Origin of the sequence: Rhizobium sp. BK399 (assembly GCF_014194695.1) — a bacterium.
Lineage (GTDB): Bacteria > Pseudomonadota > Alphaproteobacteria > Rhizobiales > Rhizobiaceae > Rhizobium.
The window spans coordinates 514,256-531,561 of sequence record NZ_JACIAH010000001.1 but is presented as its reverse complement, the minus strand read 5'-3'; the positions used below and the strand labels follow the sequence as shown (position 1 = coordinate 531,561).

The window sequence follows — 17,306 nt, the reverse complement described above, 5'->3', positions numbered from 1 at the left end:
TATAGGTCAGTTCAGCCGCGCGGGAGGCAAGCATGTCCCTTTGCGGCGGCAAGGAAATCGGCGCGGGTGAAGGCGTCGGGAAGCGGGAGCCGGTCGGTGTCGAGCGCATGGGCGGTTGCCCGGCAGTGGATGCGCAGATCGTTCCGGGGTGGGTACACGCCCATATAGCTCCCTCGCGGACCATCCATCAAGGCGGCTTCGAAGCCGTTTTGTCGGCGCCGTGGTGTTCCATTGGTCTCCGATGCAACCCGCCGCAGGCCGTCACCATCAGCCCTTCGCCAGCCGATTCCCGGCCGCGGTTGCGCAAGGTGGTTCCCTCTGCTATAAACTGATTGCAAATTGCAATCGGAATTAAAACGAAGGACCGGGCGATGGCAGGCGATGACACACGACGCAAGGGCATCGTTCGCAGCCTTTACGCTGCCTACATCGAGGGCCGCAAGGATGATGCCGGTGCAATGCTGACGGAGGACTTCAGCTTCTCCAGCCCACGCGACGATCGTATCGATCGGATCGAATATTTCAGCCGCTGTTGGCCAGAGCCGCCACCGTTTCGCGACATGGAGATCGAATACCTCCAGATTGCGGGCGACGAGGCCGTGGTCCGCTACCGCGCCGAAAAGCATGACGGCGGCGCGTTCCGCAACATGGAGGTTCTACGTTTCAGGGGCGACAAGGTCGCCTCCGTGGACGTTTTCTTCGGTCGCAACGTCTAGCGCTTGGAAAACAACTCGGCGAATACGCGGCCGACCCTCGAAATGCCCTAGCGCCAGCTTGGGTCGACGGGTTCTTGCGGCTGCAGCCTCGATCGGGCTCGCGCCGCAGCCGGCGTTGCAGGCCGGTCGTCAATCCGTTATACAGCCTGCGTCGGAAAAGGCAGACTTGGTTTGGTAAGCCCAAGTCCTTTTGGAAACGAAAGCTCTGGCCTCCTGCCTCGCGCATGAGATCCCCCACGACGAGCATCGGGCCGCTCAGGCGGTGCCGATTGTTCGTCCGTGTGGTTCTCGCGTCGATGAACCGCTCCGGGTCGAACACCAACAAAGGAGCAGTTCATGCACAACAGCCAATCGACCATCTATGACGTCGTGATCGCCGGCGCCGGCCCCTGTCGGCCTATTTCTCGCCTGCGAGCTGCGGCTTGTGGACCTCTCGGTCTTGGTGCTGGAGCAGGCCGAAGACCCGATTTCGCCGTTGAAGCGCCTTCCATTCGGAATGCGCGGCCTTTCGGCTCCCACCATCGAAGCCTTCTACCGTCGCGGAATGCTGGACGACATCACTGCTCCGCAACCTGCAAAGGACGACCCGGGCAACCGAAGCGCTCCGGCATCCGCGCATTGGATGCAACAGGCGCGCCGGCCGGCTGGCCATTTCGCCGGTATCCAATTTTACCAAGACAACGTTGACACCGCGAAGTGGCAGTATCGTCTGCCAAGTCCGGCCGGCACCAGCATGGTGATCGAGATGGAGCACCTCGAAGCCGTCTTGGCCGCCCGCGCAACCGCAATGGGCGTCGAGATCCGGCGCGGCTTCAGCGTCGAGGAGCTCGAGCAGTCCGGCGAAATCGTCAGCGTCCGCGCCGGTGGTGAAACCTTCGAGGGACGCTGGCTCGTCGGTTGCGATGGTGGCCGCAGCACCGTGCGCAAGGCCGCCGGCTTTGAATTCGTCGGTACCGATCCCGAGTTCACGGGCTATTCCGTCGAGGTTGAAATGGCCGATCCGGACAAGCTCCAGCTCGGCCGTCACTATACGCGGACGGGCATGTACACGTACTCCCGCCCCGGGACGATCGCGATGGTCGAGTTTGACGGGGGCGCTTTCCACCGCACGCAACCGATTACGCTCGAGCATGTGCAGGCGGTTTTGCACCGGATCTCAGATGCCAACGTGACGATAACAGCACTCCAGCTTGCCACCACCTGGACGGATCGCGCCCATCAGGCGACAGAGTACCGCAACGGCCGAGTGCTGCTCGCCGGCGACGCAGCGCACGTCCATTCCCCCCTGGGCGGCCAAGGCCTCAACCTCGGGCTTGGCGACGCGATGAACCTCGGATGGAAGCTTGCCGCCACCATCCGCGGCGATGCGGCGGACGGCCTGCTCGACACCTATGCAAGCGAGCGGCACCCTGTCGGGGCTCAGGTCCTCGACTGGTCGCGCGCCCAGGTCGCGCTCATGCGGCCGAACCGCAGTTCGCGAGCGCTCGAAGCCATCATCCGTGATCTGATCGAAACTCGAGACGGGGCGACATATTTCGCGGAGCGGGTATCGGGCGTTTCTCTCCGCCAGGATCTAGGCGGCAGCCATCCGCTGGTCGGTCGTAGCGCGCCCGACTTCGAGCTCGCCGACGGGACGAAACTCGGCGAACGCCTCAGGCGTGGGCAAGGCCTGCTGCTGGACTTTGGCCCTGGCTCTCCCCTTCAAGCCTTGGCAAACGGTTGGAGTGAACGCATGACCTACGTCGCGGGCACCGCGAAAGACCGGCTGGGTTTGAGTGCTTTGCTCGTGCGCCCGGATGGAGTCGTCGCCTGGGCCTCGGACACTGCCCCTGATCTTGAGGACGCCGCACAGGCCGCCTCGCGATGGTTCGGCGAAGCAAAGCCGGTCGCTGAATCTGCCTGAAGCCTTGTTCTCTAACGCCGCGCCCGGCAGAGCCGCAATCGCTTGCAGCCGCCCGAACTCAGCGATCGCGCGCCCTCACTGCCCATGAGGTGGTATCGTGATCGGGATGCTGGTTGTTGCTCTCCTTGATTGCTGCGGCCCAGTCGGCGCCGTTGTTCTCGGTCACACCGGCGTTTTCGATGCCCGTGATCGTATCGAACCACGCCACCATGTTTTCGGTGCACGTATTGGCAAGCGGCGGGAATGCGTGCGGATCGTCAAGCGAACCTATCATCAGGTTGGTGCGACCGTTTTTAAGGTGGTGGAAAAACAATGGCGTTCCGCAATTGGCGCAGAAGCCGCGCTCGACAAGCTCCGAGCTCTTCCAGACGCTCGGCTTGCCGCGTGTCCAGGTGAGCGCATCGTCGGGTGCGGCGACGAGCGCGGCAAAGATGCTCCCCGAAGCTTTCTGGCACATGCGGCAATGGCAGAGATGCGAATTGTCGAGCATTGCTTTTGCGTGGTAGCGCACCGTACCGCATTGGCAGCCGCCGCTCACCTCCATGTCGATGCGTTTCATTTTCTCTCCTCTTCCAAGCGGCAGGTCAGGCCCGATTTAGGTTTTCGCCGCTATCTCGACTGTTCCGGGGACTTGCCCGTTGTCCGACCGCCCGTTTGCGCTGCAAGGCTCCTGAAGCTTCGCGCTCCAGCCGATTGCACCCGTGAACATAGCGAGTGGTGCCGTGGCGTGATAGGTGTTGCACTTGGATCAAGCACAGCAGCCAACTGAACTCCTAGCAAAGGACAGATGCCATGCGAGACCAGATGCGCCCGCTCCAACCAGGGGAATACGCACCCGCCTTCGCGCTTCCGTCGGCAAATCAAGAGGGAACGGTTTCTCTTGCCAGCCTTCACGGTCACCCGTTTCTGATCGCCTTCTTCCGCGGGTTGCACTGTCCGTTCTGCCGGCGTCAGGTCGGACAACTCGGTAGTCTACAGCCTGCCCTGCACGCCGCGGGGGTGGAAACGGTTGCCGTGATCAACACGCCGGTGCAGCGCGCCCGCGTATATTTCGACCACCGGCCGACGCCGGCCGTGCTGCTATGCGACCAGGATTGCTCCACGCACCGGGCCTTTGGTGTGCCGTACGGGGAGTTCCTGCCCGAGGGCAGCTCCGAGAAACCAGTATGGCCCTATCGGGCAAGCATGGAGCAATTCGAGGCCGCTCGCATCAACCCGACGGGCGAACTGCCGGACGCGCTTCATCCGATGGCGGCCAACGCCTTACTCAACGCCCAAGACGGCTTCGAGCTTACTGAGGTTGACCATGCCATCTTCGCAAGCCACCCCACACAGCTTGTCGGACACTTCCTCATCGACGGCGATGGCATCGTTCGCTGGGTGCAAATTGAAGCGCGCGACGGGCCTGACAGCCTCTGCACCTTTCCAAACGCGGCGGAAATGCTCGCCGCCGCCAGCAGCCTCCGACGTTGAAGGCATGGCATCTCCGACATTCGTCAAGCATGTTTGAGGTCATCGGGCGGGAAGGATTTGACCGCTGATGGCGGGGTTCAGTTTGAAGTTCAATCAGATCAGACGCTCGTGCGCTTGGGCCGACAATCGACATGCCGTTTTGCGCCAAACGCAGCCAGTTGAAACTATCCGGTTATCGCTCCTTCGTTAGCCGGTCTGGCGAGCGCTGCAAATTTTGCGAGCACCCCTTTGGTGTACCTGGGATTGGGTTGTCTCCAAAGCGCGCGCCGTCGCGCGATTTCATCCTCGCCCACCTCAAGCTGAAGCAGCTTACGATGCGCGTCGATGGTAATCATGTCGCCCTCTTGAACAAGCGCGATTGTCCCTCCGACAAATGCCTCAGGTGTAACGTGGCCAACGACCATTCCCCAGGTCCCACCCGAGAACCGGCCGTCGGTGATAAGCCCCACGCTGTCGCCAAGTCCACGACCGATGATCGCAGATGTCGGAGCCAGCATTTCAGGCATGCCGGGACCGCCCTTCGGACCGAGATAGCGCAAAACCAGTATGTCGCCCGGCCGAATGTTGTCAGCCAAAATGGCATCCATAGCCGATTGCTCATCTTCGAAAACACGCGCGGGGCCGGCAATTGCAAGCTTTTTCAAACCACTGATCTTTGCGACCGCCCCATCCTCGGCCAGATTGCCTTTGAGGATTGCAAGATGGCCCTCGCTATAAAGCGGGGCATTCAAGGTTCGAATGACAGATTGGTCCGCACGAGGTTGATCTGCCAACCCCTTGAGTTCTTCGGCAATAGTACGGCCGGTGACGGTGAGACAATCCCCGTGCAACAGGCCCGCATTGAGTAGAAGTTTCAGCACCTGAGGAATGCCTCCGGCTTGATGGAGATCAACCGCCATGTATCTTCCGGACGGCTTGAGATCGCAGATGACCGGTACTTTCCTGCGTATCCGCTCGAAATCGTCGAGGGACCATTCGACTTCTGCTGCGTGTGCGATCGCGAGATAGTGGAGGACGGCATTGGTGGAGCCACCTGTAGCCATAATCAGGGCGACCGCATTTTCGATAGCGTTGCGCGTAACGATATCGCGAGGTTTGATGCCTTTTTTGACGGCCTCGACCAGCGCGCTCGCGGATAGAGAGGCGCTATCGATCTTCTCTTGGTCGGTGTTTGCCATGTTGGAAGAATAGAGTAGCGACATACCCAGCGCCTCGAACGACGAACTCATGGTGTTCGCCGTGTACATTCCACCGCACGAACCAGTTGAGGGGCAGGCGTTGCGTTCGATCCCGACAAAATCTTCCTCGCTCATGTTTCCCGCCATGAACGCGCCTACGGCCTCAAAGGAGGAAACAATGGATAGCTCTTGCCCCTTCCATCTACCCGGTTTGATCGTCCCGCCGTAAACATAAATTGCAGGAACGTTTGCTCGAAGGATGCCGATCATTCCACCCGGCATATTCTTGTCGCAACCGCCGATGACGAGGACCCCGTCCATCCATTGCCCCTGGACCGCCGTCTCGATGCAATCTGCGATCACTTCGCGGGAAACCAGTGAGTATTTCATGCCCTCAGTGCCCATGGACATACCATCAGATATCGTCGGCGTTCCGAAGACTTGAGGGTTGGCACCCGCCGCCTTGATCGATGCGATCGCCGCATCCGCCAGCGGCTGTAGTCCTGCGTTGCAGGGCGTGATCGTCGAGTGCCCGTTTGCAATGCCGATCATTGGCTTGTCGAAGTCCGCTTTCTCATAACCGAGCGCGTAATACATCGCGCGATTGGGCGAGCGTGCCACCCCCTCGGTAATATGCTTTGACCTGTCGTTAAAGGGCATCGCACTCCTCCTGCTTCGGTTTGGAGAGGGGACTAAATGAAGTCATACCATAGATCGCAGGAAGCCGTTTTCCTTTCGGCTGTCCGAAGGACTGAAATGGACAAGCTGCAGCCGATACTTCAGGGCCGCACAGAACCAAAGGCAGCCATCACGGTTCTGGTCTCTCCGCACCTCGACAGGATATCGTCGATAACGGAGGCGAGCGGCGCGGTGGCGTCAATGGCGGTCGCGTTTCTGGGAACGTCTTCTTTCGTCGCATGCAGTCGCATGATCACCTCTTGTTCGGCGGGCTTTGCGCCAAACTCGCCTTCAGGTCTGCTGGCGAGCCGCCTCTTCAAGGTGTCCAAATCGACGTCGAGGACGAAGACTTCGTCAAACAGGTCGATGAATTGATGAAAATTCCTCGAACCGCCGCAGAAGAAAGAGATCGAGTGGCTTTGATCGGCCACCATAGATTTGACTTTGTCGATGTCCCAAAGATGGTGCTTGTGGCCGAAGGCGGCATCCAGAACGCTCCGCTTTAACGCTGAGCCATCCAGTGGTTCACCCGTCTCAGGGTCGCCTTGATAGGCGAGTTCACGATCACCGTGGATGACGTGATAGCCGCGCTGCTGCAATCCGGTGGCAATTGAGGTCTTGCCAGTGCCGGACACGCCTTCGATCAAAAAGTTCCTGATACCCATTCCGTCTCGCTTGATGAACCGCGTGCCCGTGGACATCACTTAGCATGCAGAGGCACCGTTTTCGAATGGGCCGCCCAAAGCCCGTATCAGGTGAAGACGCACTCGATTTGGCCAAGTGGACCGAAGTCGGCTGCCAGGTGCTGGCCCGCCCAGACCTGGAGAATTTTCGTGCATGAGCCAGTCGCGACGATGTCGTTCGGCTCGAGCCGTCGGCCCTTTGCCGCAAGCTCTGCCGCAAGCCAGGCGACGGCGTTCAGTGGATCACCCATGACCGACGTCGCCCTTCCCGAAAAAACGGTTTGCTTGAACAGAAAGGTCGTCACCTCGATCTTGGCGACTTCGCCAGGCCAGATGCGCGGAACCGGGTCGCCGCAGATCGTTGCAACATGTAGGCCGAAGTCGGCAATCGCCGCATGGTCGCCGACGAATGTCCGGCGAGTCCGGCGGCCGACGATCCCAATGGCCGGCCGGCAGCCCAGGATGGCGTCGCTGGCAGTCTTGGTGTCGATAGGCTCGCCATCCTCCGGATAGGACCGGCGCATCGTGAACACGAACTCGCATTGGACGCCGATCGTCTCCGGCGGAAGTCTGAACTCCTTGACGCCCTCAAGCAACGAAAAGGCGGGAATCTCGGAATAGACTGGCTTGGTCAAACCCAATGTCCGCAACGACTCGTCGCTTGTCCCGATAAGCGCATAGCCCCTTCGTGCGAAGCCCAGGGCGTCCTGCGCGATCGCCTGGATGTCGTAGGCCTCTTTTTCCGAGGCAATCAGGTTCAATGGAAGATCGCAGGGGTCCTCGCGGCGCCGGCTCTTGGCGAGGATGTCGGCGGTAGCGTCCTTGAGTTCGAAATACATCTTCGTGCTCCAATTCTCAAAAATCGGCTGTGGCAAGAAGATGGCTGCAGGCGTGTTAGGGTTCCAGACGAACGCGAGCGCGCGGAAATCAAAATCTCATAGTGGCGCTGCTTCTGAACGCGACGCTTATGCGACACTTATTTTTGGCGGCTCGTCACCGTATCGATTTCATACGCCGGACCATGCGACGCTCATTCCATTGATGTGTCTGATGGAGACAGGAATGTTCGGTCGATACGGAATCCATTATCTTACTAAAGAGCGCGACATCATTGCCGGACGCTATCAGAGGCGACAGGTAGGTCCGCAATTTCGTGAGGTCCTCGTAGCCACCGGGCTGGTCTTGGTGGCGCTGCTCGGATTGATTGCCGCACGTCTTGTCGCATAGGCTGGCATTCTCGCCAGTCCGTTCGGGGGCATGACCGTTATGACAGAGCCGATGCCCGCTTTGGGGGCTTATCGCCTTCCACTGATGCGTCGCATATCGACAACGCGCCCATCGTGTTGCCGCACGGCAATCTCGAAGCGGCTACCGCCTCTCCAGGCACGATAGACGAAGAAACGACTGCGGCAGTCGATCCTCCTGACATCCCTAAAACCGCGGTTGCGGAGCAGCCTCTCGCCCTCACTGCAGGTAATTCCCCGGCCTCTATTGAGATTGGTGCCGATGTTGATGGTTATATTGGTCTGTGCACTTGCTTCGGTCGGCACGGATATTGTTGGGACGCAGAGGCCGACAGCCAGCGCTAGCGACAGGAACAACGATCTAGGCAAGGCATCCTCCCTTTACAGAGCGTGCTCCGACGCACGACACTCGCTTATCCCGGCGAACTGTACAACCGTGGCGGTCGCAGCGATAGCAGCGAAAGCGGACATCATGCGCGATTGGGTTTTCAATTTCTGCTAGACTGTCTTGGCCGCGTGTTGTTGCGGAGCAAGTTAACCGAGGGAGGAAGATCGATGGTTAGCCGCCTTCCACTTTCGTTGGTCTTCGCCACCGCCGCTTTGCCAACGCTTGGCGCCGTCGCGATCGATCCGACCACGGTGACCTGCAAGGATTATAATGCAGCCAGCCACGACGGCATGGTCGAGATTGGTTCCACGGTGCGCCAGGCGCTAAAGAACGATCCCAAGCTGGGCAAACTCAGCCAGGGCAATCTGCTCGTGGCAATCAACAACGCCTGCGAGGCCCACAAAGACGCAAAGCTGATTGACGCCCTGCATATGTGACCGTCTCGAAGACCAACCAGTCTTGGTGGATGTGGAAAAGACCATGGTGGACACGCTATTCAGTCACCGCATTGCCGCAGGTCTTCGGCTGGCGCTCGCGGGACTCGTCGTATTCGGTGGCTCCCCGTCAGCCGCGCTCGCGGGCCAGACCGACATGCGGGACGTCATTGTGCGCGAGTTCGAGGCGTTCGACCCCAACTATCGAGAGCGTCGTCAGCAATACACGGAGCGTCTCGAGGCGCTCGCCGCCGGGATCGCCGCCGAACAAGCCGCCGGCAATACGCTGCAATGCTCGGAACAGCTCTATCTCGAGGCAAAATGGCTGCTTGGCTACACGGCAAACTGGAAGGCGCTGGAGGACAAGCTGGATCGCATAGAGCGGAGCCTGAAGGATAAGGATCAGAAGTTTGCCAGCGAGCAATCGGCGGTCGATGGCTTCTGGGGGCTTTGCTACGAGCAATGGTTCATGCGACTGGGGGCGACAGCGGCGGCGATCGGCCTTCTTACAAGCCAAGGGGAGCCGCCCCACTACCGTCTGCGCCCGAGGCTCCGCACCGGCCGGGAACTCATCAATTATCTGCAGAGCCTGCTCATCTCGGACATCGAAAACACGGGTGTCGACAACCGTGGCGAACTAAGCAGCGTGATGACCAGTTATTCAACGGCAGCCTACAAACGTGATCTGCAGGATATTCTTACCGGCTACGTAGCACTCGACGAGAGCATCGCCTGGGATGAACTGCGCGAAGCTGCCTGGTTTTTCATCCACGGCGCACAGGATACCGAAACGGGCTATTGGGGCGCCTGGTACGTGATCGATGGCAAGATACGCAAGACCGCCGATCTCAGCATGACATTTCATGTCGTGCGCTACAGCAAGGGCGACGTGGAGCATTGGCCGCAGATCATCAAGACGACGCTTGCCATCAAAGACGATCCATATCCTTTCGGGTGGCGCAGCGGCGGGAAGTTTACCAACCACAACCTCTATGATGTGGCTTCGATCTTCAAGTTCGGCTGGCCGCACATGAGCGAGGAAGAGCGCGGGATGGCCCGCGAGGAAATTCGCCAGATGTTGCGCTGGTCGCTCGAGAACACTCTGAACGCAGACGGCAGCTATCGGCATGACCCCGGCTACGGGGACTCTTATGCGGACGAATATTATTTCGGCGTGTCGCTGCTCGATGTTCTAGGCTACTGGAAGCCTGCAGAAAGGTTTTGGACCGATGATCCACTTGAGCCGGCCTTGACCGGTCGCGCCGACTGCTGCCTCATCAAGCAACGCGTTATCGAATATCGCTTTGAAGGATGGGCCGGTGCCGGCGCCCTGGAGAAGCTCGAGAGGAATTGCGGCGTGTGTCCCGCTCAAGCGGCGACGCAACCCTAAGCTACCAACGTCAGTCAAGCCGTGCTGCGAGCTTTAACCAGCAATTCTCTCAGCCCCTGCTGACTTGCCGGCAGCTCCGCGCAGCTTTCCGAACTTGCCACTATTTCGTCTTCTTAGCTACCGGGGCAGTCGGCGTAACCAGCGCGAAGTCCTTCATCTCGTCGGGCGAGAGATAGTAGAGCTGGTCGGGCGGCGTTTCCATCGCGTGAATCCAGAGGCCGGGCTTGATGCCCATCTCGTCGAGATGACGGGTGACGTCAGCGGTGGTGCGCTGCGCTTCCGACATGGCACGTTCCGGCGACAGCTTTTCGCTGGTGCCATTGAAAATCTGATGCACGCCGATGACGGAGTCCTTCTCCGCCATTCGCACGACGCCGCCCGCCATGACGATCGGGCAGGAGGAGACGCAAAGTGCGCCGCCAGCAACGCTGGTTGCGATCTTGCGTTCGCGGATAACCGTGGAGATGGCGATCGCGTCGCCGATCGACCCGCCCGGTGAGTCGAGCGAAATTGTTCTGACATACTCGCCACGAGCTTTGATCTCAGCCTCGAAACGCGCGGCCGCGCCCGGTTCGATCGTGCCTTGCGCGAGCAGCACGCCGTCAGGTTGCAGTTCGAAGCGGATCGCCTTCTTGAGGAGCTCGGGGTCTGTGGTGATCTCGGCCGGTGCGCTTTGTGGCTTGCCCTCGGTGAGAGCCGGCGGAAGCATGGGGAGGGCGCCCGGCATCGCCGGATCGAAGGCTGGCGTGTCGGTGTTGCCGGCGCTGATTTCATGCCAGTCGATGACCACGAAGATTGCGGCCATCGTCAGCAGCGCGTGGAAGGCATGCCGCATCAGCCTGCCGTCATCGGCGGAGAGCACGTAGTTCTTCAACTTCTGCCCCGCCGTTTCCAGTCTCATGCGGGCGGTCCCTTGCGCGGTCCCTTGCCCGACAGGTCGAAGTTCGCGACGTTTGATTGGTCCGCCGTTTCGGTGCGCTCCGCCGCGTCAACGGCGGTCTCGATGTTAACCCCGTGGCGCTGGATTTCACGCTGCACTTCCAGCGCCTGCAGAAGCTCGGCGGCGGTGATCCGCTCGGCGAAGGGCAGGCGCTGTTCCTGGCGGCGCAGCGTCGAATGGACGATCGACAGCATGAAGATCAGCACCGCCGGCAGGATGTCGATCGATATGGCGCCGGCCCAACTCGGAATGAAATCGCCGGCATAGCGCAGCACGGCCTCCGCCGAGGAGAGCGGCACAAACCGCCGTTCAGCCACCGGCTTGCGTTCGAGGATCTGATCGGCCGCCTGCGAGAGCACCTTGGATTGCGCCGCAACGGAGGATCGGATCGTCTCCATCACTTGGTCCTGGCGTGTCGCGAGATCCGCCTCGCGCCCATCCGCAACCGGCGCGATGAAGCCGAGCGACAGGTCTTCCGCCGCGCGCTTGACCGACGGTGCGATCGAGGTTTGCTCCAGCGAGGTGATGACGCCAGAAAGCCCGACGACTTCGGCCGCGAACTGGTCGGCACGTGGGTTGATCGCACCCGGCGCCGACACCAGCGTCCGCATTGTTTCGAGATGCTTGCGACCCTCGTCAAACAGCGTCGTCACCCGCTCGCGCGAGGCGTTGATTCCGTTTTCCAGTTCGGTCAGCTGCGAGGCCATTTGTGACAGAAGCTGCACGACGCTGCCGGCGCCCGTCGTTCCCGTCAGTGCGCCGGTTTCCCGCTCCTGATCGGCTAGCCGCTGAAACCGTTCCTGCGTACGCTGGATGTCGGGCAGCAGGCTCTGGGCGGCAAGCGCGTTCTGGTGCGCCTGGTCGAGGTCGGCCGTGTAGTCTTCCAGCGTTTCGGCGAGATGCTGTTCGAGTGCTGCGGAGCCCGCCAGCGCGGCCGCGTTCAGCCAGCTCGACATGGCGATGATCATCGCGCAGCCGAGCGCCATGACGCCGAGCATCGCTGCGCGGCCGCCTGCGCTGGTTACGTGCGGATAGAAGCGGGCCATGTAGGTCCAGAAGGCATAGATCGCCACCGAAACGGCGCTGGAATAGATAAGCGCCGCGAAGAAGACAGCCGTTGCCGATCCGTCGAGGATGCTTCGGACCCCGAGGTAGGTGTAAACGCCGGAGGCAAGCGCCAGGATCGCGAACGCGAAGCGGGTCATGCTCTCGACGGCTTCGATGCCATCCTGCAAGCGATGCGACGTGCCGAGCGCCATGGTCTCCTCCTGGCCAATGCATGCCTGCCGAAAGCGAGCCGCTTCGAGGCGAGGACATGCATAAGAACAAAGACCTAAGGCAGGTCGCGCAAGTCTTTGTTCACGCGATCCGCCTTAGCTCCTTAAGAAACCAATACAATACAGGCAAAAGCAAGACTTGGCATCAGGCCGTGGCCCGACGCCGTCAAGCCTCATTCGGCGGGCGTGCCATCGGTCGACGGTGCGCGCAGTGACTTCTCGGAGATGTCGATCATTGGCGTGAAGCTTGCCGCCGGCATGCGGACGTCGTCGTGTTCATCAAGAGGGGCGGCGGGGACAAGACCACCAGCCCGTTCGCTGCGCGCGACCTCGAGCTGGCCGGTCAGAATGGCGCGCTCCGCGCGCAGCTGCCGGATCTCCGACTTGGCGATCTCAAGGCTGGTGCGCAGCTGGCCGATTTCGTAGCGATCAGAATCCATGCGTGTGTCGATGTCGCGGCGCAGTGCGTCGGCATCCCGGTCGCGGCGCACGCGCAGGCTTTCGGCTTCACGCAACTTCAGGGTCAGCTCATTTGCCTGCGTCGCGAGTTCGCGGCGGGCGGCCTCGCTTTCAGCGCCGGTCGTGCGGGCGCGCTGCAGTTCTTCGGCAAGTCGCTCGGAGCGGGAGAGGGACGTGGCGAGTTCCGATTTGACGCGCTTCAGATCGGCGCGTGCCGCCTGCAGCTCCTCGTCGGTCATCTTGTTGCGGCCGTTCGCGGTGATGAGAAGCTTTTCCACGAGTTCGGCCTTGGAACCGATCGCCTCATGCTTCGTCGTCAGGTGCGCGATCTCCAGCGCCGAGGACGCCTGCAGCGTCTCATGCTCGACCTCGAGCCTCTTGTGGCGCTCCTCGACGAGCGAAAGGTCCTGCTTCAGATTGGCAACCGTCATCTGCAGGTTGCGCACCTGGGCTTCTTGTTCGATGAGGCTGGACTTCAGATGGCTGCGTTCCTCGTTGAGCCGGGCCATTTCGCGGGTCTGGACGCCGTTTTCGCGACGTGACGTTTCGATCAGCAGCTGGTGTGCCGTCGCTTCGTTGTCGAGCTTCTCACGGGTGGCCGAGAGTTCGCGGCTGCGCTGGTCGAGCTCGGTCTGGGCGCGCTTCAGCAGCGTCGAGGCTTCGTCGAACTCGATGGCGCGATCCGTCAGCTCTCGCTCGGCGTCAAGCAGCCGATTTTCGATGATCGTGAATTCTTCGCGAGCGACCTGATGCACGCCCTGCAGCTTCGTCAGCTCGTCACGAAACGCCTCGATCTCAGAGCGAAGCTGCGTGTTGTCGGCACGAAAATCCTTGTTTTCGGCGCCGAGGCGAAGGTTGTCCTGGTCGGCCTTCTGGCGCGCGTTGCTTTCGTAGTCGAGAAGCGAGCTGATTCGCGCGCATTCGGCGCGGAGCGCGCCGGTTTCGTTCAGCGACTGGCTGTGGGTGCCGAGCAGCGAGGAAACGCGTTCCTGCAGTGATGCGAGGCTCGACATGAGATCCTCCGACGTCCGCTGGTTTTCTTCCAGCGCCGAGCCGAAGGCTGCAAAGTCGTTGACGTCGGGAATGGCGTAACGCAGCGGCTCATCGGCCGGGCGCTCATCGGTAATTGATGCGGGTCGGTATCCTGTCGTCGACAGCGATTTGCCGCCGTCTTCTGCGCGACGAAAAAAGTTCATGACCATGACTTGTGCCCCAAAAGTACTTGCCAAAAACGCCGGCGAAATATGGATTTCAGCTAATTAAGCGACCGATCGAAAATTGCCGTGAGTCCGTAAACGCATGCTCCGCGTGCATCTAGAAACGGCTATGTGTCGGTGTCAAAATACGCAACATGACAATCAACAGGTTTGACGGGCGTACCTGTGATGTTTGTGCAACAACGGCAGACGACCTTATTCGTCGGGTAGAATCCGCATCTCGTCCGTCTCAATTTCGCTGCCCAACTCGACCTCTTTCGTCTGCTTGTCATAGACACAGAAATAGCTGACGAAGCCATTCGCACCCTTCGGCTTGCCGGTCACCAGCGCGATGCCGTAGTGCTCGCTGCCGAACGGGTCGACGACGGCATGCGGAAACTCGATCGAGGCTCGCGCCGCCTGTTTGCACTTTCCTTCAACCTCGGTCGCGAACTGCTGCCAGGCGTCGCCTGGGGAGGCGCGGGCGGTCCCCGCCGCAGCGATTGCGATGGCAAACATGCAAAAGCGGATTTTATTCCTCTGCATCTGAAGAGCCCCGTCTTCCTGCTGTTGCGAAACGCGCCCATGATCAGCGATTTAGGGCTGCAAAGCCAAGTGCTTGGCGAAGGCAATTTTTCCTCTCCGTCCGTCTTTTTTGATATTTCGCCGGTTGCCTCTCCATGCTTGCGCTCCTATGTTCCGCCTCACCTGCCGATTACGCAAACTATTGCCAAAGGAGACCCGCAATGGCTTTCGAATTGCCCGAACTTCCCTATGACTATGAAGCGCTTCAGCCCTTCATGTCGAAGGAAACCCTGGAATTCCATCACGACAAGCACCACAAGGCTTATGTCGACAACGGCAACAAGCTTGCGGCAGAGGCAGGCCTTTCCGATCTCTCCCTCGAAGACGTCGTGAAGAAGTCGTTCGGCACCAATGCCGGCCTCTTCAACAATGCTGCCCAGCACTACAACCACGTCCACTTCTGGAAGTGGATGAAGAAGGGCGGCGGCGGCAACAAGCTGCCGAGCAAGCTCGAAGCTGCGGTCAATTCCGATCTCGGCGGCTACGACAAGTTCAAGGCCGACTTCATTGCGGCCGGCACGACGCAGTTCGGCTCCGGCTGGGCTTGGGTTTCCGTCAAGAACGGCAAGCTCGAAATCTCCAAGACCCCGAACGGCGAAAACCCGCTCGTGCACGGCGCAACCCCGATCCTCGGTGTCGACGTGTGGGAACACTCCTACTACATCGACTACCGCAACGCGCGTCCGAAGTACCTCGAAGCCTTCGTCGACAGCCTGATCAACTGGGACTACGTCCTGGAGCGCTACGAAGCCGCTGCCAAGTAAGCGGTTCGACAGAACAGATGTCAGCACCCGGCGCCTCGAAACGCCGGGTGTTTTCGTTTCGAGACCGTCACAGGCGTGTCATGCGGCGCGCCTAAATCGCTGTCATGACGTCCTTTTCCGATTTTCCCGTTCTCCGCTTCGGCGTCGTCGCAGATCCCCAATATGCGGCGAGGGAGCCGCATGTCGGGATGGACCGCCATTATGCAAATAGCCTCGCCAAGCTGTCGGAGGCGATCGAAGTCTTCAATGGCGAAGAGCTGAGCTTCGTCATCACACTCGGCGACATCATCGACCGGGATTTCGAGAGCTTCGACGACATCTTGCCGGTCTACGACAGGCTGAAGCACGAAAACTACTTTCTGCTTGGCAATCATGATTTTGCGGTAGCCGCCGACCGGTTGGCCGATGTCGCCAGCCGCGTCGGTCTGGCGTCATCCTATTACAGCTTCGTCAGGCAGGGCTGGCGGTTCATTGCATTGAATGGCAACGAGGTCAGCACCTTTGCGCCGCCGGAGGGGCATGCCGATCGGGAGGTTGCCGCTCGCCGGCTGGCCGAACTCCGGGCCACCGGCGCCGCCAACGCACAGGACTGGAACGCCATGCCTGGTGACGAGCAGTTCGCCTGGCTTTCCGGCCAGATCGAGGACGCCGGTGCCGCGGGCGAGCGCGTCATCGTCATGAACCACTACCCAGTCTATCCGCCGAACGAGCATGACGGCTGGGACCGCGAACGGATGATCGCGCTACTGGCTGCGCACGGCCATGTGGCCGCCTATTTCAGTGGACATAACCACGCGGGCAATTCCGGCACGCTCGACGGATGCCATTTCCTGAATTTCAAGGGCATGGTTGATACCGAGAGCCAGAATACCTTCGCCATCGTCGAAATCCGGGCGGACCATATCGAGGTTCGTGGTTTCGGACGAGAGGACAGCCGGACGCTGAAGCTCCGTCGCTAGGGGTGTCATCTCTGCGCGCCGCCACCCCGCGTGGAACCGACATGCTCCCATGAGGATTATCAAGCTCATAGGAGGCCATCATGATTCGAAAACTAAAGTCCGGCGAATATCGTCTTTACTCGCGCAAGGTCGACCCCAAGACCCACAAGCGCAAAAACCTCGGCACGTTCAAATCACGCGAAGCGGCCGAGAAACACGAGCGCGAGGTACAGTACTTCAAGCACCACTAGGCGGTGCTTGAGCGTCTGAGCCTGTCGGCGGATCGATTAATCCGGGTGGGTTCACGCCTTGTTGGTGAGCCAAACCGTTGGCGCGCCCAGAACGCCGCCAGTGCGCATCGCCGCCCTTAACTCTTCCAGCTTGCCGAAGGCCTGCGCGGCCTCGACCGTGGCAAACTCATGGGTGACGGTCACGTCGTTGGGATTGTCGGCGGCTTGGTAAACGGCCTCGGCGGTAACGCCGTTTGCCTTCTGCACGGCGGCAAACGCGTCGTAGACCTTGCGCCATGCAGCGTAGTCCGAAACCTCATGCCTTACGAACATTGTCGGCATCTGATCCTCCCACTTTTGGATTTACAGGCGAGGGCGTTCGGGTCGCCACCGTATCACCGAACGCGCCCGCGCGCCCGGGAAAAAACGGCAAGGTGCGGTATGGCAACCCGCCCATTGGGTTCGCCACATGCCCAACAGTTTCGGGGGCCGCCGGACACGCGCCGCTTTTCAATCCAAGGGGAAGAGTTACTCAACCTGCTCAGCAGGATCGCTTCGATCAATCGCGCTCAGGAGACGATCCTTTGTGTCGTAGCCATCCTGGAAGAGATCGAAGAATATCGAGGCTGCCCGGCAACCTTCGATGCTGATTGGATCTTTCTTGTGCAGGTGGCACCATTCCGAGAGTGCCTCGAATACGACGTCGACGTCTGTGAAGGAGATTAAGTTTGATAGGACGGTCATTTGGTTCGATGCTCCGCTCAGGCAGAAGCACAAAACTCCCAAGCGGCCGTTGCCATTAAATGCCGACCGATGATTGATTGTACCGC

Annotated in this window: 19 protein-coding genes and 1 pseudogene; 9 read left to right on the top strand and 11 right to left on the bottom strand. The window is 60.3% G+C overall.

Features of this window, described 5'->3' with window-relative positions; genetic code table 11:
* Positions 1-11: 11 nt before the first annotated feature.
* Positions 12-158, bottom strand: coding sequence for a hypothetical protein (locus FHT97_RS30740; protein WP_246712545.1), 147 nt, complete (start codon positions 156-158; stop codon positions 12-14).
* 213 nt (positions 159-371) lie between these two features.
* Here FHT97_RS30740 and FHT97_RS02725 point away from each other — a divergent pair, with 213 nt between their 5' ends.
* Complete coding sequence (locus tag FHT97_RS02725; RefSeq protein WP_183859742.1) at positions 372-716, top strand: nuclear transport factor 2 family protein; 345 nt, start codon at positions 372-374, stop codon at positions 714-716.
* Positions 717-1,052: 336 nt separating this feature from the next.
* Positions 1,053-2,619: pseudogene (locus FHT97_RS02720) on the top strand (FAD-dependent monooxygenase).
* 58 nt (positions 2,620-2,677) lie between these two features.
* On the opposite strand, the gene FHT97_RS02715 reads toward FHT97_RS02720, so the two are convergent.
* Positions 2,678-3,178: a GFA family protein gene (locus FHT97_RS02715; RefSeq protein ID WP_183859740.1), complete on the bottom strand. Its 501-nt coding sequence runs from the start codon at positions 3,176-3,178 to the stop codon at positions 2,678-2,680.
* A 233-nt stretch (positions 3,179-3,411) separates the two neighbouring features.
* Between FHT97_RS02715 and FHT97_RS02710 the strand changes: the two genes are divergently transcribed.
* Positions 3,412-4,092: a redoxin domain-containing protein gene (locus tag FHT97_RS02710; protein WP_183859738.1), complete on the top strand. Its 681-nt coding sequence runs from the start codon at positions 3,412-3,414 to the stop codon at positions 4,090-4,092.
* 164 nt (positions 4,093-4,256) lie between these two features.
* Here FHT97_RS02710 and ilvD read toward each other — a convergent pair whose 3' ends face one another.
* The 3 genes from ilvD to FHT97_RS02695 form a co-directional block, all read right to left on the bottom strand.
* Positions 4,257-5,930, bottom strand: coding sequence for a dihydroxy-acid dehydratase (gene ilvD / locus FHT97_RS02705; protein WP_183859735.1), 1,674 nt, complete (start codon positions 5,928-5,930; stop codon positions 4,257-4,259).
* A 119-nt stretch (positions 5,931-6,049) separates the two neighbouring features.
* On the bottom strand, positions 6,050-6,613 hold the full coding sequence (locus FHT97_RS02700) for an AAA family ATPase (RefSeq protein ID WP_183859734.1): 564 nt from the start codon (positions 6,611-6,613) through the stop codon (positions 6,050-6,052).
* 86 nt (positions 6,614-6,699) lie between these two features.
* On the bottom strand, positions 6,700-7,470 hold the full coding sequence (locus FHT97_RS02695) for a hydratase (protein ID WP_183859732.1): 771 nt from the start codon (positions 7,468-7,470) through the stop codon (positions 6,700-6,702).
* On the opposite strand from FHT97_RS02695, the gene FHT97_RS02690 reads away from it, so the two are divergent.
* The 3 genes from FHT97_RS02690 (at position 7,454) to FHT97_RS02680 (ending at position 10,087) form a co-directional block, all read left to right on the top strand.
* Positions 7,454-7,858 carry a hypothetical protein gene (locus FHT97_RS02690; protein WP_183859730.1) on the top strand — a complete coding sequence of 135 codons (405 nt, stop codon included), beginning with the start codon at positions 7,454-7,456 and terminating at the stop codon, positions 7,856-7,858. The two genes, FHT97_RS02695 and FHT97_RS02690, sit on opposite strands and share 17 nt — an antisense overlap.
* Before the next feature lie 572 nt (positions 7,859-8,430).
* Positions 8,431-8,700, top strand: coding sequence for a hypothetical protein (locus FHT97_RS02685; RefSeq protein ID WP_183751975.1), 270 nt, complete (start codon positions 8,431-8,433; stop codon positions 8,698-8,700).
* Between the two features lie 43 nt (positions 8,701-8,743).
* Positions 8,744-10,087 (top strand): hypothetical protein, encoded by a 1,344-nt coding sequence (locus FHT97_RS02680; protein ID WP_183859728.1) that lies wholly within the window; start codon positions 8,744-8,746, stop codon positions 10,085-10,087.
* Between the two features lie 100 nt (positions 10,088-10,187).
* On the opposite strand, the gene FHT97_RS02675 is transcribed toward FHT97_RS02680, so the two are convergent.
* The 4 genes from FHT97_RS02675 to FHT97_RS02660 form a co-directional block, all read right to left on the bottom strand.
* Entirely contained in the window at positions 10,188-10,988 is an 801-nt protein-coding gene (locus FHT97_RS02675) for an ATP-dependent Clp protease proteolytic subunit (RefSeq protein WP_183859726.1), read from the bottom strand.
* Positions 10,985-12,286, bottom strand: a complete 1,302-nt coding sequence (locus FHT97_RS02670; RefSeq protein ID WP_183859724.1) for a hypothetical protein — start codon at positions 12,284-12,286, stop codon at positions 10,985-10,987. The genes FHT97_RS02675 and FHT97_RS02670 overlap by 4 nt, the downstream gene beginning before the upstream one ends.
* A gap of 191 nt (positions 12,287-12,477) precedes the next feature.
* The gene (locus FHT97_RS02665) at positions 12,478-13,965 is read right to left on the bottom strand and encodes a hypothetical protein (RefSeq protein ID WP_183859722.1); all 1,488 of its coding nucleotides are present in this window, start codon (positions 13,963-13,965) and stop codon (positions 12,478-12,480) included.
* Between the two features lie 210 nt (positions 13,966-14,175).
* Positions 14,176-14,505: a hypothetical protein gene (locus tag FHT97_RS02660; protein ID WP_183859720.1), complete on the bottom strand. Its 330-nt coding sequence runs from the start codon at positions 14,503-14,505 to the stop codon at positions 14,176-14,178.
* A 200-nt stretch (positions 14,506-14,705) separates the two neighbouring features.
* On the opposite strand from FHT97_RS02660, the gene FHT97_RS02655 reads away from it, so the two are divergent.
* The 3 genes from FHT97_RS02655 to FHT97_RS02645 all read left to right on the top strand — a co-directional run bounded on the left by FHT97_RS02655 (position 14,706) and on the right by FHT97_RS02645 (position 16,497).
* A complete protein-coding gene (locus FHT97_RS02655; protein ID WP_016553204.1) occupies positions 14,706-15,308 on the top strand; it encodes a superoxide dismutase in 603 nt (200 codons plus the stop codon).
* A gap of 104 nt (positions 15,309-15,412) precedes the next feature.
* Complete coding sequence (locus FHT97_RS02650; protein WP_183859718.1) at positions 15,413-16,267, top strand: metallophosphoesterase; 855 nt, start codon at positions 15,413-15,415, stop codon at positions 16,265-16,267.
* An 80-nt stretch (positions 16,268-16,347) separates the two neighbouring features.
* Positions 16,348-16,497: a hypothetical protein gene (locus tag FHT97_RS02645; RefSeq protein ID WP_016553206.1), complete on the top strand. Its 150-nt coding sequence runs from the start codon at positions 16,348-16,350 to the stop codon at positions 16,495-16,497.
* A gap of 51 nt (positions 16,498-16,548) precedes the next feature.
* Here the strand turns inward: FHT97_RS02645 and FHT97_RS02640 are convergent, their stop codons facing one another.
* Positions 16,549-16,818 (bottom strand): cyclase, encoded by a 270-nt coding sequence (locus FHT97_RS02640; protein ID WP_183751961.1) that lies wholly within the window; start codon positions 16,816-16,818, stop codon positions 16,549-16,551.
* A gap of 186 nt (positions 16,819-17,004) precedes the next feature.
* Complete coding sequence (locus FHT97_RS02635) at positions 17,005-17,220, bottom strand: hypothetical protein (RefSeq protein ID WP_183859716.1); 216 nt, start codon at positions 17,218-17,220, stop codon at positions 17,005-17,007.
* Between the last annotated feature and the right edge of the window lie 86 nt (positions 17,221-17,306).

Excerpts from the sequence above, each read along its gene's own strand:
- FHT97_RS02725 (WP_183859742.1), top strand. The coding sequence starts at position 372 with ATGGCAGGCGATGACACACGACGCAAGGGCATCGTTCGCAGCCTTTAC.
- FHT97_RS02715 (WP_183859740.1), bottom strand. The coding sequence starts at position 3,178 with ATGAAACGCATCGACATGGAGGTGAGCGGCGGCTGCCAATGCGGTACG.
- FHT97_RS02710 (WP_183859738.1), top strand. The coding sequence starts at position 3,412 with ATGCGAGACCAGATGCGCCCGCTCCAACCAGGGGAATACGCACCCGCC.
- ilvD (WP_183859735.1), bottom strand. The coding sequence starts at position 5,930 with ATGCCCTTTAACGACAGGTCAAAGCATATTACCGAGGGGGTGGCACGC.
- FHT97_RS02700 (WP_183859734.1), bottom strand. The coding sequence starts at position 6,613 with ATGGGTATCAGGAACTTTTTGATCGAAGGCGTGTCCGGCACTGGCAAG.
- FHT97_RS02695 (WP_183859732.1), bottom strand. The coding sequence starts at position 7,470 with ATGTATTTCGAACTCAAGGACGCTACCGCCGACATCCTCGCCAAGAGC.
- FHT97_RS02685 (WP_183751975.1), top strand. The coding sequence starts at position 8,431 with ATGGTTAGCCGCCTTCCACTTTCGTTGGTCTTCGCCACCGCCGCTTTG.
- FHT97_RS02680 (WP_183859728.1), top strand. The coding sequence starts at position 8,744 with ATGGTGGACACGCTATTCAGTCACCGCATTGCCGCAGGTCTTCGGCTG.
- FHT97_RS02675 (WP_183859726.1), bottom strand. The coding sequence starts at position 10,988 with ATGAGACTGGAAACGGCGGGGCAGAAGTTGAAGAACTACGTGCTCTCC.
- FHT97_RS02670 (WP_183859724.1), bottom strand. The coding sequence starts at position 12,286 with ATGGCGCTCGGCACGTCGCATCGCTTGCAGGATGGCATCGAAGCCGTC.
- FHT97_RS02665 (WP_183859722.1), bottom strand. The coding sequence starts at position 13,965 with ATGGTCATGAACTTTTTTCGTCGCGCAGAAGACGGCGGCAAATCGCTG.
- FHT97_RS02660 (WP_183859720.1), bottom strand. The coding sequence starts at position 14,505 with ATGCAGAGGAATAAAATCCGCTTTTGCATGTTTGCCATCGCAATCGCT.
- FHT97_RS02655 (WP_016553204.1), top strand. The coding sequence starts at position 14,706 with ATGGCTTTCGAATTGCCCGAACTTCCCTATGACTATGAAGCGCTTCAG.
- FHT97_RS02650 (WP_183859718.1), top strand. The coding sequence starts at position 15,413 with ATGACGTCCTTTTCCGATTTTCCCGTTCTCCGCTTCGGCGTCGTCGCA.
- FHT97_RS02645 (WP_016553206.1), top strand. The coding sequence starts at position 16,348 with ATGATTCGAAAACTAAAGTCCGGCGAATATCGTCTTTACTCGCGCAAG.
- FHT97_RS02640 (WP_183751961.1), bottom strand. The coding sequence starts at position 16,818 with ATGCCGACAATGTTCGTAAGGCATGAGGTTTCGGACTACGCTGCATGG.
- FHT97_RS02635 (WP_183859716.1), bottom strand. The coding sequence starts at position 17,220 with ATGACCGTCCTATCAAACTTAATCTCCTTCACAGACGTCGACGTCGTA.